This window comes from Alcaligenes sp. DN25 (genome assembly GCF_023674485.1).
GTDB lineage: Bacteria > Pseudomonadota > Gammaproteobacteria > Burkholderiales > Burkholderiaceae_B > Alcaligenes > Alcaligenes phenolicus.
This window is the reverse complement of sequence record NZ_CP098408.1, coordinates 1,340,748-1,353,556: the sequence shown is the minus strand read 5'-3', so window position 1 is coordinate 1,353,556 and position 12,809 is coordinate 1,340,748. Positions and strand designations below refer to the sequence as shown.

12 protein-coding genes and 1 pseudogene are annotated in these 12,809 nt (G+C 57.1%); 5 read left to right on the top strand and 8 right to left on the bottom strand.

All coding sequences use genetic code 11. The features are described 5' to 3' along the window. Window positions 1-59: 59 nt before the first annotated feature. The 3 genes from NBV64_RS06220 to NBV64_RS06210 all read right to left on the bottom strand — a co-directional run bounded on the left by NBV64_RS06220 (window position 60) and on the right by NBV64_RS06210 (window position 2,060). Complete coding sequence (locus NBV64_RS06220; RefSeq protein WP_022983567.1) at window positions 60-911, bottom strand: sulfurtransferase; 852 nt, start codon at window positions 909-911, stop codon at window positions 60-62. Further along, window positions 904-1,812, bottom strand: coding sequence for a DMT family transporter (locus NBV64_RS06215; protein ID WP_250756911.1), 909 nt, complete (start codon window positions 1,810-1,812; stop codon window positions 904-906). The genes NBV64_RS06220 and NBV64_RS06215 overlap by 8 nt, the downstream gene beginning before the upstream one ends. An 89-nt stretch (window positions 1,813-1,901) precedes the next feature. Further along, on the bottom strand, window positions 1,902-2,060 hold the full coding sequence (locus tag NBV64_RS06210) for a hypothetical protein (protein WP_155624324.1): 159 nt from the start codon (window positions 2,058-2,060) through the stop codon (window positions 1,902-1,904). Between NBV64_RS06210 and htpX the strand changes: the two genes are divergently transcribed. Continuing rightward, window positions 2,059-2,940 (top strand): protease HtpX, encoded by an 882-nt coding sequence (htpX, locus tag NBV64_RS06205; RefSeq protein ID WP_009457574.1) that lies wholly within the window; start codon window positions 2,059-2,061, stop codon window positions 2,938-2,940. The genes NBV64_RS06210 and htpX overlap by 2 nt on opposite strands. A 133-nt stretch (window positions 2,941-3,073) precedes the next feature. On the opposite strand, the gene NBV64_RS06200 is transcribed toward htpX, so the two are convergent. From NBV64_RS06200 to NBV64_RS06190, 4 genes and pseudogenes are all read right to left on the bottom strand, one after another. Then, complete coding sequence (locus NBV64_RS06200; RefSeq protein ID WP_009457575.1) at window positions 3,074-3,532, bottom strand: GNAT family N-acetyltransferase; 459 nt, start codon at window positions 3,530-3,532, stop codon at window positions 3,074-3,076. Between the two features lie 64 nt (window positions 3,533-3,596). Continuing rightward, window positions 3,597-4,541 carry an alpha/beta hydrolase gene (locus NBV64_RS06195; RefSeq protein ID WP_250756910.1) on the bottom strand — a complete coding sequence of 315 codons (945 nt, stop codon included), beginning with the start codon at window positions 4,539-4,541 and terminating at the stop codon, window positions 3,597-3,599. Between the two features lie 186 nt (window positions 4,542-4,727). Then, the gene (locus NBV64_RS19170) at window positions 4,728-4,862 is read right to left on the bottom strand and encodes a hypothetical protein (RefSeq protein ID WP_425541749.1); all 135 of its coding nucleotides are present in this window, start codon (window positions 4,860-4,862) and stop codon (window positions 4,728-4,730) included. Between the two features lie 41 nt (window positions 4,863-4,903). After that, window positions 4,904-6,083, bottom strand: a pseudogene (locus tag NBV64_RS06190) (transketolase-like TK C-terminal-containing protein); the annotation flags it as partial. Between the two features lie 175 nt (window positions 6,084-6,258). Between NBV64_RS06190 and NBV64_RS06185 the strand changes: the two are divergent. Then, window positions 6,259-6,708 carry a MarR family winged helix-turn-helix transcriptional regulator gene (locus NBV64_RS06185; protein WP_250756909.1) on the top strand — a complete coding sequence of 150 codons (450 nt, stop codon included), beginning with the start codon at window positions 6,259-6,261 and terminating at the stop codon, window positions 6,706-6,708. Window positions 6,709-6,768: 60 nt separating this feature from the next. After that, window positions 6,769-8,433 carry a Na/Pi cotransporter family protein gene (locus tag NBV64_RS06180; RefSeq protein WP_026484327.1) on the top strand — a complete coding sequence of 555 codons (1,665 nt, stop codon included), beginning with the start codon at window positions 6,769-6,771 and terminating at the stop codon, window positions 8,431-8,433. Window positions 8,434-8,527: 94 nt separating this feature from the next. Here the strand turns inward: NBV64_RS06180 and polA are convergent, their stop codons facing one another. After that, window positions 8,528-11,245 (bottom strand): DNA polymerase I, encoded by a 2,718-nt coding sequence (gene polA, locus NBV64_RS06175; RefSeq protein ID WP_250756908.1) that lies wholly within the window; start codon window positions 11,243-11,245, stop codon window positions 8,528-8,530. Here polA and NBV64_RS06170 point away from each other — a divergent pair. Further along, a complete protein-coding gene (locus NBV64_RS06170) occupies window positions 11,244-11,912 on the top strand; it encodes an LOG family protein (protein ID WP_009457591.1) in 669 nt (222 codons plus the stop codon). The two genes, polA and NBV64_RS06170, sit on opposite strands and share 2 nt — an antisense overlap. Before the next feature lie 102 nt (window positions 11,913-12,014). Then, on the top strand, window positions 12,015-12,809 hold the full coding sequence (locus tag NBV64_RS06165; protein ID WP_009457593.1) for an ABC transporter substrate-binding protein: 795 nt from the start codon (window positions 12,015-12,017) through the stop codon (window positions 12,807-12,809).

Here is a 12,809-nt window from a genome sequence, read left to right as displayed (position 1 = left end):
CACAGCAAAAAAGCCGCTCCGGAGCGGCTTTCTCAGCACCAGAAACTCAGGGCGTTGAACTAGCTGCGCGCAACAGGTCGGCTGGCGTCACTCACCCATTCACTCCAGGAGCCGGGATAAATGCTGGAGCCAGACAAACCGGCCAACTCCATGGCAAAAAGATTGTGACAAGCTGTAATACCGGAACCACACTGGTGCACAACCATCTCTGCCGAAATCGCTCCCAGCAAGTCCTGAAACTCCTGGCGCAGCTGATCGGCCGGTTTGAAACGCCCCTGTTCACCCAGATTATTCAGGTGCGACCGATTAAGCGCATCGGGGATATGACCCGCGACCGGGTCCATCGGTTCCACGTCACCGCGATATCGCTCGGCAGCACGTGCGTCCAATACGGTAAAGATAGGTTTGGACAGGTTTTTCAGTACCTGCTCGGTCTGCACAGTAGGCATGGCAGCCTGCTCAGGCACACTCAATTTAGCAGCTGCTGGTACAGGCCTGGCCGGGCCGCATTCTTCGGCTCCGCCCAACTGCTGCCAGGCCTGCCAGCCCCCATCCAGAATGGCGACTTGAGGATGCCCCAACCAGCGCAGCATCCACCACATATGGCTGGCGAATAAAGAACCTTGGGCGTCGTAGACCACGACCTGCATACCATCACGCAAGCCGTTTTTCTGCAAAAGCTGCGCCAACTCCTGACGGCTGGGTAAAGGATGACGGCCATTCAGACCCGTCTTGGGTGCCGCCAGATCCAGCTCGTGATCCAGAAACACGGCACCCGGAATATGCCCCTGTTCGTAAGCGCGTCGCCCTGCCTGGTGGTCGGCCAAATCATGGCGTACATCCAGAATCAGCCACTCCGAATTATTCAGATTGGCCTGGACTTGCTCTGCGCTAATCAGAAATTCAAACACGTTCTGCCTCCTTGACGGGAGCCTGCTCCGCTGTCGCGGCCTGACCTCGCAAGATACGATCCTCGCTGTAGGTACGCCAGGCCGACAACAGACCAGACCCAATAATCAATGCCATACCTGCCCAGGCTAACCAGTCAGGCACATCCCCCCAGAAAGCAATGCCAATCAGGGCGGCGAAAATAATGGTGGTGTATTGCAAGGCTGCGGTCAACAAGGCCGAACCCAAGCCAAAAGCACGCGTCATGGTCAATTGCCCGAACAAACCGGACAGGCCCACGCCCAGCAAGGCCAACCACGCGCGCCAGCTCAGCTCGCGCCAGCCTTCCCACAAAAGTCCAACCAGGCTGGAACAGACGACAAAACAGGAGAACAGCAGCACGGTGCGCCATTCCGGCTCGCCAGAGCGCCCCAGAGCGCGTACCTGCATCATGGCCACCGCGCTCAAGGCGCCGGCACACAGGCCCAGCATGGCGGCCCACCATTGGTCTGGCGTAATGCTGGGGCGCAGGACACCGATCACGCCCATGAAGCCCAACAACACGGCAATCAGACGCACAGGGTCACGCTGGGTGCCCCCCCAGGCAAGCATCCAGAAAGCAATAAACAAGGGAGCGGTGTAGTTCAGGCTGACCGCGGTGGACAAGGGCAGATTAGCCAGAGCCAGAAAGCCCAGCCACATGGAACTGACCCCGGAGACATTACGCCGGATATGCAGTTTCCAGCTTTGAGGAGCCAGCCTCAAACCACGGCTTTTAGCCCAGAACACCAGAAGAAGAACCGAGGGCACACCCCGGAACAAAACAATTTGCGCCATCGACGCCCCGGCATCGGCGGACACTTTGACACAGGCCCCCATAATGGCAAACATGGCGCAGGCTACCAGCATCCATAATGACTGCATGTGATCAAACCAGGTTCAGTAATAAGGGAAAGCCACTACTATACTCCCCACCTTGTAAAAGTGGACCGGTAACCCCATATCCAGACCACTTACGCAACAGCAAGAACCTCGGCGCAAGAAACTATCTTGCCCGGAAGCTGACTAAAAGCTGAATATTTTATTTTCACGCCTGGAATCAAGGCTAAAATTCGCGCAGATCGTGTTCTCACGATCACGATTTTTTCTGTTACACCGGAATCCGCATTCATGAAACGAATTGTCCTTTTCTTAATCACCAACCTGGCCGTCATGCTGGTGCTCAGCGCCTCCATGAATATTTTGGGTGTGGGACGTTACCTGAACGCGCAAGGTCTGGACCTGACTCAATTGCTGATCTTCTCGGCTTTGGTCGGTTTTACCGGCGCCATTATCTCCTTGCTGATGAGCAAATGGATGGCCAAGCAAAGCGTGAACGCCCGTGTCATTGACCCGAATGCCCCCGCCAATGCCGAAGAGGCCTGGCTGGTCGATACCGTGCACCAACTGGCCGACCGTGCCGGTATTGGCCGCCCCGAAGTGGCCATTTACGAAGGCGAGCCCAATGCCTTTGCCACCGGCGCTTTCAAGAATGATGCTCTGGTCGCCGTGTCCACGGGCTTGCTGCGAGGCATGACCGAAGAAGAAGTCATGGCGGTGCTCGGCCACGAAGTTGCCCACATTGCCAATGGCGACATGGTCACCCTGACCTTGATCCAAGGCGTGGTGAACACCTTTGTGATCTTTCTGGCCCGTCTGGCCGGCTACTTTGTTGACCGCGTGCTACTGCGCAATGATCGCGATGTGGGCATGGGTTACTACGCCTCGGTCTTCGTGTTTGAGCTGATTTTTGGCGTGCTGGCCTCCATCATCGTGGCCTGGTTCTCGCGTCAGCGTGAGTACCGTGCTGATGCCGGTTCCGCTCAGTTGCTGGGTTCGCGTCAGCCCATGATTCACGCGCTGGCCCGTCTGGGCGGCATGGCTCCTGGCGAACTGCCCAAGAACTTTGAAGCCTCCGGTATTTCGGGTGGTCGTTCGATCAGTGCGATCTTCGCCTCCCACCCTCCTATCGCTGCACGTATTCAGGCTTTGCAAAGCGCTCAATCAGTCTAAGATCCCAGGCGGCCTGAACGGCACAGCCAAATAAAATGCCCCAAAAGCCCACAGGCTTTTGGGGCGTTTTTTATACATTGGCGCAAACTTAGCGTATCGGCTGCCGGACAAAGGGCCACACACAGATCCAAACCTAATCAGCAAAGTGATATTCCAAAATATCGTCACCGAACTCATCACGCTGGCCGCTTTCGGTCCAGCCTAAATGACGATAGAAACCATAGGAGCGCACCTGAGGATCACTATTACAAGCCAGGAACAGGCGCGTAAAACCACGCCCCTGCAAGTCCTGCATCATCTGTGTCAGCAAACGACGGCCCAGACCCAGGCTTTCATAGTCGGGCAACAGCGCCAGCACCATGATCTCGCCGCTCTCGCTATCACCGAAGCAATAGCCAGCCATCTGCTCATCGACCAGGGCCACATAGCCGGGGCAACTACCATCCTCAATACCTGCGGCCCAGCTTTCGGCGGTAACTCCCAAGGCGGCCAGATCCTCTTCAGAAAAAGCATTTTCACGAGTCAGTCCCCGGATACGCAGGCATTCGCGGGCGTCATCAGGCACTGCAGCGCGCAAGACTATCTTGCTCATTCACTACTCCAATATAAAAAGGGCAATGACGGCAAATCATCACGTCATCGACCATACAAAAGACTTAAGGGGTGTCAGTGTTGAGTTGGCTCAACCACTGGGCAATGTCGCCCACGACCTGGGGCATGGCCGAGCTGCCATCGGCCTGCGTCATGACGTGGTCCAGATCGGAATAGCTGCGCCACACCACATGCGGGTTATCCACCAGTGCCACCATCTGGGCAGCGGCTTGCGGCGAGACCGAGGTATCGCGCCCGGACTGAATCACCAGAGTGGGGATAGCAATCCGTCGCAGCACCTCGGCCTGATCCAGATTCAGCATCTGCTGCCACCAATCGCGTCCATGTCCGCTCATCCGAGTATCCAAGCCGGCCCTGGCCTGCCTCAAAAATTCGCCCAAGCCATCAAGCATGGCTTGCTTGTCGGCAGCCGGCATCTCTTGGATCGAGGCACTATAGAGCACATCATCCTGGAACCAGCGCCCGCCGCCATTAAAACTGATGGCCGCATCCAGATGCGAAGTCTGGGCCGCCAGCAAATGAACAATCACCGCTCCCTCGCTGCCACCCAAGGCAAAAAGCTTGTCATAGCGGGTCTGACTTTGCAGCTGTTTTAAAACCGCATCCAGATCAGCCACACGCTGTTGGGGCTGGTCGCGCTGAATATAGTCTGTCGGGCAGTCGCTACGCTCGGGATCGTCGCTATCAGGCAGCGCGGCCGTCAGCGCATATTTTTCCACCGCCAGCACCTGGGCTTGTGGACGAGCCTTGGCCAGGGCTTCCCAAACAACTTTCTTGTGCGCCACGCTATTGCAATCCGAGCCTTGCACAATCAGAAGCAGCTCATGCACACCTTCTTGAGGGGCGATGGCAGGCTGGACGTAATAATGAATGGTGCTGCCATCTGCACGCGCCAATTCATGTGGCTGCGCTTGAGCATAAGCCTGGCTGCCCACGACCCCAGAGATAGCAAGGCCCGCCAGGCGGGCCAGAGAAATTGAATAATCCATGCCGCACTGTGGCACAGAATGATGAAGATTTGATGGAGAAAAATGGCGGACTCGCCGCCATGAAAAGGGACCAGCCAGCAAAGAGCTGACCTGACCGGGGGAGACATCAAGCCATCACACCCTTTGCTGGCTGGTGTCCCGCCGCCGGTCGCCATTTGCCCAAAAAGACGACCGGACTGGCAAGACTCAAGGCTTCATGGGATTGGTCTTTTCTGGATTGATTTGATAGCGCTGCAAAGCATCGCTGACCAGCGAGCGTGGCAACGAACCTTCGTCGGCCAAGGCCTTCAAGGCCGAGACCACGATAAAGTGCCGGTCCACTTCAAATCCGTGGCAACCACAATCGGGCCTGCATGCCCTTCCAGGCAAGACTGCACATAAGGGATACGCGGCTCGCTTTCCGGGTGCAAGGTGTTCCAGCGCTCCGTATCCAGGCCATCACGACGCAGTTGGTTCAGGCTGGGCGCATTCCACACATCGCTGGCCACACCAAAGTCCTCTTGCAGCAACTGTGCGGCAGCCAACACCTCCATCAAGATAGAGCCACTGCCCATCAACTGCACACGCGGGGCCTTGGCTTTTTGCTGCGGTCCCGCCTGCAAGAGATACAGCCCTTTGATAATGCCCTGCTCCACCCCTTCCGGCATCTCGGGATGCGGGTAGTTTTCATTGAGCACGGTAATGTAATAGAACACGTCCTCCTGATCCTGATACATGCGACGAACACCATCCTGCATGATCACGGCCAGCTCATAGGAGAAGGTGGGGTCAAAAGAGCGGAATCGTGGGCACACCGTGATTGCTGTAGGCCGTGCCTGCTGCAATCCAGGAGGAGATCGCCCCGGACTCATTCAGGCCTTCCTGCAAGATCTGCCCGTCCTTGGCTTCTTTATAATAGCTCGGTTGGCCGGCATCCTGCGGCGTGTACAACTGCCCTAAATAAAAGTGGATACCAATCTGGCGGAACAGACCTTCCATCCCGAAGGTGCGCGACTCATCCGGCACGATGGGCACACTCAATTTGCCCAGCACCGGGTCTTTCAACAAGGTGCTCAAAATACGCACAAAGGCCATGGTCGTGGACAGACCACGCTCGCCCGTACCCTTCAACTGTGCGGCAAAACTGTCCAGTGCGGGAACAGCCAAGGCCGGAACGGAAGTTCTGCGCGATGGCACAAACCCGCCCAGAGCAGCACGACGTTGCTGCAAGTAAACCGCTTCCGGGCTGCCTGGCTCGGGGCGCAGATAAGGCAAGGCTTCCAGTTGCTCGTCCGAAACAGGTAGCTGGAAGCGATCCCGGAAAGCACGCACGGCATCCGCGCTCATTTGCTTGAGCTGGTGATTGATGTTCTGGCCTTCACCGGCCTCGCCCATACCAAAACCCTTCACGGTTTTCACCAGAATTGCGGTCGGCCCGCCATGGCTGTTACGTGCGGCTTGGGCATAAGCGGCGTAGACCTTGTCAGGATCGTGACCACCACGGGCCAGGGCCCAGATGTCGTCGTCCGACAAATCCGCTACCAGTTCCAGCCACTCAGTCGTCTCTTGCGGGTCCTCATCTGCGATCTGCAAAGCGTGATTCATAACAATCTCCAGGTGGATAGGCCGGATCCGCCACGCGACGTCCTCACGGCCTGAACAAGACGCAGGGCAGGACAGACCCTCACCCATACGATTGCAATTGCAACTAAAAAATAAATTCCTGGGGGAAAGAACGATGAGTCGCTCCGACACGGATCTGTGGTTTTCCTTTGTGCGCGCGCACCGCAGCATCCTGAAAGAAATCGAACGCAGACTGGCTACCGAAAAGTTGCCACCCTATGCCTGGTACGACGTGTTGTGGGGACTGGAAAGCGGACCGGAGGGGACCCGTCGCATGCATGAGCTGGCCGATCGACTGGTCATAGAACGCTATAACCTGACGCGACTGATCGACCGGCTGGAAGCCCAGGGGCTGGTCCAGCGCAGTCGTTCCTCGGAAGATGGTCGGGCCGCCTTTGCCAGCATCACGGATGAAGGCCGGGCCTTGCGCAAACAGATGTGGCAGATCTACCAAAGCGCTGTGCAGGAGCTGTTTCTGTCGGCCTTTTCCGATCAGGAACAAACGCAGTTTGCACACGGGCTGGATCAGGCTGCCCGACAAGCGCGGCAATCCTCCAACACCTAGATGTGTCTAACTGATACCTGAGGCTCACGCTTGTAAGAGGCGCTGGGCTATTATTTAGCAATGAAAGAAATCTTCGCACTTCTCGATTTCGGGGGTTATATCGCCTTGCTCCTGTGGGGTATCCACATGGTGCAAAGCGGTGTGCAACGCGCCTTTGGTGCTGAGCTGGGCGTCTGGATGGGCCATGCCCTGGGCCGCCCCCGCCGCGCCTTTTTTGCGGGTGCGGCCATTACCGCCGCCATTCAAAGCAGTACCGCCACCGGACTGATGATTACCAGCTTTGCCGCCACTGGCATGGTTGCCCTGGTTCCAGCCCTGGCCGCCATGCTGGGCGCCAATGTGGGCACGACGCTGATCGTGCAACTGCTGTCCTTCAAAATGACCGCGCTGGCCCCGGCCCTGATTCTTCTGGGCGTCTGGCTGTTCCGCTCGCAGGAGCCTGGACGCCGTCGTGACCTGGGTCGCGTCTTTATTGGTCTGGGCCTCTTGCTGCTGTCCCTGCATGAACTGGTGGGCTTGTTCTCCCCCATTCAGGACGCCCCCCTGCTGCAAACCATTCTGGAAGCGCTGGCAGGCAGTCCCATGACGGGCATGCTGCTGGCCGCTCTGCTGACATGGGCCGCGCACTCCAGTGTGGCCATTGTGGTGCTGATCATCTCGCTGGCCAGTCACCAGCATATGGACCCGCAACTGACCTACGCATTGGTGCTGGGTGCCAATGTGGGTACCGCCATCAACCCGATTCTGGAAGGGGCTGGCGGCTCCAAGGACCCAGCCAACAAACGTCTGCCCATCGGCAACTTGGGCACACGTGTGTTTGGTTGTCTGGTCGGCATGATTTTGCTGCCCTGGATTCCGGATTTGATGAGCTGGTTCACCAATGATCCAGCTCGTGCTGTGGCCAACTTCCATACCTTCTTCAACCTGGCCGTGGCAGCCTTGTTCCTGCCTTTACTCAAACCCTATTCGCGTCTGCTGAGCCGTTATCTGCCCCGCCGCACCGACCCGGATGATCCCGGCCTGCCCTTGTATCTGGACCAGTCCGCTCAGGAAGTGCCTGCCGTGGCCTTGGGCAATGCAGCGCGTGAGGCGTTACGTCTGTCCGATATGCTGCAGGAAATCCTGGATACGGCTCGCCAGAACATGCTGAACAATAGCGCCCAAAGCATTAACCATGCGCGCTATATCAGCAATGCCGTCAACCGTCTGGAGCCGCTGATCACCACTTATCTGGCCAGTATGGACCAGGAAAACCTCAGCAAGAAAGATACCCGTCGTCTGAACGATATTCTGACGTTCTCCACCAATATCTCGCACGCCGCCACGATCAGCGTCAATGGCTTGCTCAGCCACACGGCCAAGCTGCGTAAACAAGGCTGGATACTGCAATCGGAAGAACAGGCCGAAATCGGCAAAGTCATGGACAGGCTGATTCGCAACCAGCGTCAGGCAGCAGCCCTGTTTGTGGCCGAAGATGTAAAAACCGCCCGCTTCCTGGCCTTTGAAAAAGACTTCTTCCGCGAACTGGAAGTGGCGGCGGGAGACCGTCATATTCGCAAGATCAAGGCCGGTCAGCTGGACTCCGCCGAGCAGGGCTCCTTGTACCTGGAGATTTTGCGCGACGTGCGTACCATCAACTCCTATCTGGTCAGCGCCGCCGCCTATCCAATTCTGGCCAAGCACGACGAGTTGCTGCCCAACCGAGTGCGCTCCAACGAGGAATAAACAGACTGCAGCCAGGCGGTGAAAACAAGCCGCTCTGCTACTTAAAAAAAAGGCGACCATCAGGTCGCCTTTTCCTTTAGCTTGCCAGGAAGCCTTAGTGAGCCTGTTCCCAGTTATCACCCACGCCGACTTCAGCCACCAGCGGCACATCCAGCTTGGCTACATTGCACATCAGGCCCGGCAGGTTTTCACGCAGAACATCCAGCTCGTCTTCGGGTACATCGAATACCAGCTCGTCATGTACCTGCATCACCATCTGCGTGCGCAGCCCTTTTTCTTCCAGCCAGCGCTGCACAGCCACCATGGCCATCTTGATCAGGTCGGCCGACGTGCCCTGCATTGGCGCGTTAATGGCGGCACGCTCTGCACCGGCCATGCGTGGCCCTTTCGCGCCCTTCAGTTCAGGTAGCCACAGACGGCGACCAAACACGGTTTCCACATAACCCTGCTCATGCGCCTGCGCCTTGATGCGCGTCATGTAGCTGGCCACGCCAGGATAGCGGGCGAAGTAGCGATCAATATAGGCACGGGCTGCATCACGAGTAATGCCCAGATTGCTGGCCAGACCAAATTCGCCCATGCCGTAGATCAGACCAAAGTTGATCGCCTTGGCCGCACGACGCTGGTCCGAGCTGACGTCCTTGGCATCCACACCGAAGATCTCGGCAGCGGTTGCCGTGTGCACGTCCCCACCCTGCTCAAACACCTGCTGCAGATTCTCGTCGCCCGATACATGGGCCATGACACGCAATTCGATCTGGGAATAGTCAGCCGACACCACTTTGCCCAGTTCAGACACGAAAGCGGCGCGAACACGGCGGCCTTCTGCGGTACGCACAGGAATGTTCTGCAAGTTGGGATCGGAGGAAGCCAGACGTCCGGTAATGACGGCAGCCTGTGCATAACGGGTATGCACACGGCCACTGTCCGGGTTCACCATTTTGGGCAGTTTGTCCGTATAGGTGGACTTGAGCTTGGCCAGGCCACGATATTCCAGCAGTACCTGGGGCAAGGGGTAATCCTGAGCCAAACGGGTCAGCACATCCTCATCAGTAGAGGGGGCACCGCTGGCGGTTTTACGAACCACCGGAATACCCAGCTTGCCGAACAGAATCTCGCCCACTTGCTTGGGGGAGTTCATATTGAAAGGTTGGTCGGCCAGTTCGTAAGCCTTGTTTTCCAGTTCCAGCATTTTCTGGCCCAGCTCGTGGCTTTGGCGCGCCAGAGTAGGCACATCAATCTTGACGCCATTGCGCTCCACAATGGTCAGCACGTCCGACGCCTGCACTTCCAGCAAATAGATACGCTCCAGCCCCTCTTCCTTGGCTACTTGAGGGCGCAGGCACTGATGCAGACGCAAGGTGTAATCCGCGTCTTCACAAGCGTATTGCGAGGCCACGGGAATATCCACCTCGTCAAAGCCGATCTGCTTGGCCCCCTTGCCGCAAATATCCTCGTAAGAGGCGCCTTTCAGACCCAGCCATTGCAAGGCCAGCTCTTCCATGCCGACACGCTTGTGCGATTGCAGAACATAAGCCTGCAACATGGTGTCCTCGCGAATACCGCGCAGGCTGACTTTTTCATTCAGCAGGACATGGGTATCGTATTTGGCGTTATGCAGGACCTTGGCCGCCTCTGCGCTTTCCAACCAGGGGCGCAGCGTTTCCAAGACATAGTCTTTATCCAGCTGTTCTACATCCAGCGAGCCACGATGAGCCACCGGCACATAAAAAGCCTGCCCCGCCTTGACCGACACCGACAGGCCCACCAGACGCGCTATCAAGGGGTCCAGGGAGGTGGTTTCAGTATCCAAGGCCACCAGCTCGGCTTTTTCCAGCAGGCTTAGCAGGGTCTGTAGTTGTTCTTTCGTCGTGACGGTCTGGTAATCCAGCTCGGCAGGCGCAGCAGGTGTTTCAGCCTCGACACGGGCATCCTGGGCGGGAACGCGTTTGGGATCATCCGTCAATTCACGCAACCAGCTGCGGAAACCGAAGGTCTCGTAGATATCCTGCAACACGGCGTTGTCGCGGGGCTCTGGCTCCAGCGCCTCGAAATCCCCCGTAAACCCAGGCACTTCGCAATCAAGTTTGACGGTGACCAGTTTGCGCGTCAGTTCAAAGTTGGAGCTGAAGTCGCGCAGATTCTGGCCGGCCACCCCCTTGATTTTGTCGGCATGCTGCAACAGTTCATCCAGACTGCCATATTCGCCCAACCACTTGGCAGCCGTCTTGGGCCCCACCTTGGGAACGCCGGGAATATTGTCCGAGGTGTCGCCAATCAACATCAAATAATCGATAATCTGATCTGGGCGTACCCCATACTTGCTGGTAACGCCTTCTACATCCAGCTTCTCGTTACTCATGGTGTTGACCAGCTGCACATGCTCATTGACCAGCTGGGCCAGGTCCTTGTCCCCGGTAGACACCACGGTCTCGATGCCATTTTCTGCCGCCAGACGGGAAAGCGTGCCGATGATATCGTCGGCCTCTACGCCAGGCTGACAAATCAGATGCCAGCCCATGGCGCGTACCGCTTTATGAATAGGCTCTATTTGCACCGCCATATCTTCGGGCATGGAGGGCCGGTTAGCCTTGTATTGATCGTACAGATCGTCCCGGAATGTGCGGCCTTTGGCATCAAATACGCATACCATATAGTCCGCTTGATAATCCTGTAGCAGACGGCGCAGCATATTGATGACCCCGTACAAGGCGCCTGTGGGCTGGCCTTGCGCGTTTCGCAGATCGGGCATCGCATGGTACGCTCGGTACAGATAGCTGGAACCATCAACGAGCAACAAGGTTTTTTTCATGTCTAACAATAAAATCGTCCGTTTACCGGCCTCTGAGCAGATTCCTACCATCATGAAGGAGCTGCAAACTGCGGTCGATACATTAAAAGAAATGGGTGCTGGCGTTAGTGTTTTCGGCAGCGCACGCATCAAACCCGGTCATCCTTACTACGAACTGGCCCAGGAACTGGGCCGTCGTCTGGCCGAAGCGGGCGTCACCCTGATTGCTGGCGGTGGCCCTGGCCTGATGGAAGCCGCCAATAAAGGCGCGTACGAAGCAGGCGGGCAAAGTATTGGCCTGAATATACGCTTGCCTCACGAAACCACCAACAACCCTTACCAGACACAAAGTCTGCAGTTCGAGTACTTCTACTCGCGCAAGGCCACCTTTTTCATGCACAGCTGGGCCTACATTGCCCTGCCTGGCGGTTTCGGTACCCTGGACGAGCTGTTTGAAGTCATGACCCTGGTTCAAACAGGCAAAGTCCCACCCGCACCCATTGTACTGATCGGCACTTCCTTTTGGTCCGGCCTGATCGAATGGATTGGTGACCAATTGATGGAGATGGGCCTGATTGGTCCGAAAGACCTGAATTTGCTGGTCCTGACCGACGATCTGGACGAGGTCATGGGCTACATCAACCAGTGCTGCGTACTGCCTAGGGCGGAACCCGCATTGCCCCAGTAAGGCGTACGGGTTAAATTTGCAGTCTTTCTTCGGCCCTCCATCAGCAGGGCCGAATTTGTATTGAATGCCACAAGCTAGTCGATATTTGCCGGAGTCCTCCACATGAACAAAATGCTTGCCCGCCTCCTGATGGTGGCTTTTTGCAGTGCCTTGGTGCCCGCTGCTGCCCATGCAGCCGGGCCGTCCGAAATCCGTTTTGCCACTGAAGCGGGTTATCCCCCCTTCGAGTTTCTGGACCCCAGTGGCGAGCTGCAAGGCTTTGACATCGACATCGGCAACGAAATCTGTAAGCGCCTGCAAGCCAAGTGCGTGTGGATCGATCAGTCCTTTGACAGCTTGATCCCCGGCCTGCAAGCCCGCAAATTCGATCTGGCCAACTCCACCATGACCGCCACCGAGGCACGCGCCAAGGTGATCGACTTTAGCGAGCCCATGTATATCGTGCCGGTTCGCCTGGCCGCCCGCAAAGGCAGCGGTCTGGAGCCCACCGCCGAATCCCTGAAAGGCAAGCGTGTCGGTGTGCAGCAAGGCACCACCATGGAAACCTATGCGCGCCAGAACTGGGCCAACAACGGTGTCACCATCGTGGCTTACCCCAGCTACACCGACGCCTTCAATGACCTGGCCGGTGGCCGCGTGGACGCCACCTTCCAGGAAGCCCAGAACGCCGTTGAAGGCTTTTTAACCAAGCCTGCCGGTGCCGACTTTGAGCTGACCGGCAGCACCGTGGACGACAGCCCCATCCTGAACGAACCTATCGCCATGGGTATTCGCAAGGGCAACAAGAAACTCAAGAAAACTGTTGATGAAGTTCTGCGTGAAATGAAGGCCGATGGCACCATGCAGACCTTTGCCGACAAATACTTCCAAAAAGAAAACATTCGCATCGCGCCCTGA

What these genes read in the sequence shown, in the direction of transcription:
- NBV64_RS06215 (WP_250756911.1), bottom strand. Translation starts at nt 1,812, where the DNA reads ATGCAGTCATTATGGATGCTGGTAGCCTGCGCCATGTTTGCCATTATG.
- htpX (WP_009457574.1), top strand. Translation starts at nt 2,059, where the DNA reads ATGAAACGAATTGTCCTTTTCTTAATCACCAACCTGGCCGTCATGCTG.
- NBV64_RS06170 (WP_009457591.1), top strand. Translation starts at nt 11,244, where the DNA reads ATGTCTAACAATAAAATCGTCCGTTTACCGGCCTCTGAGCAGATTCCT.
- NBV64_RS06180 (WP_026484327.1), top strand. Translation starts at nt 6,769, where the DNA reads ATGAAAGAAATCTTCGCACTTCTCGATTTCGGGGGTTATATCGCCTTG.
- NBV64_RS06200 (WP_009457575.1), bottom strand. Translation starts at nt 3,532, where the DNA reads ATGAGCAAGATAGTCTTGCGCGCTGCAGTGCCTGATGACGCCCGCGAA.
- NBV64_RS06210 (WP_155624324.1), bottom strand. Translation starts at nt 2,060, where the DNA reads ATGAATGCGGATTCCGGTGTAACAGAAAAAATCGTGATCGTGAGAACA.
- NBV64_RS06195 (WP_250756910.1), bottom strand. Translation starts at nt 4,541, where the DNA reads ATGGATTATTCAATTTCTCTGGCCCGCCTGGCGGGCCTTGCTATCTCT.
- polA (WP_250756908.1), bottom strand. Translation starts at nt 11,245, where the DNA reads ATGAAAAAAACCTTGTTGCTCGTTGATGGTTCCAGCTATCTGTACCGA.
- NBV64_RS06165 (WP_009457593.1), top strand. Translation starts at nt 12,015, where the DNA reads ATGAACAAAATGCTTGCCCGCCTCCTGATGGTGGCTTTTTGCAGTGCC.
- NBV64_RS06185 (WP_250756909.1), top strand. Translation starts at nt 6,259, where the DNA reads ATGAGTCGCTCCGACACGGATCTGTGGTTTTCCTTTGTGCGCGCGCAC.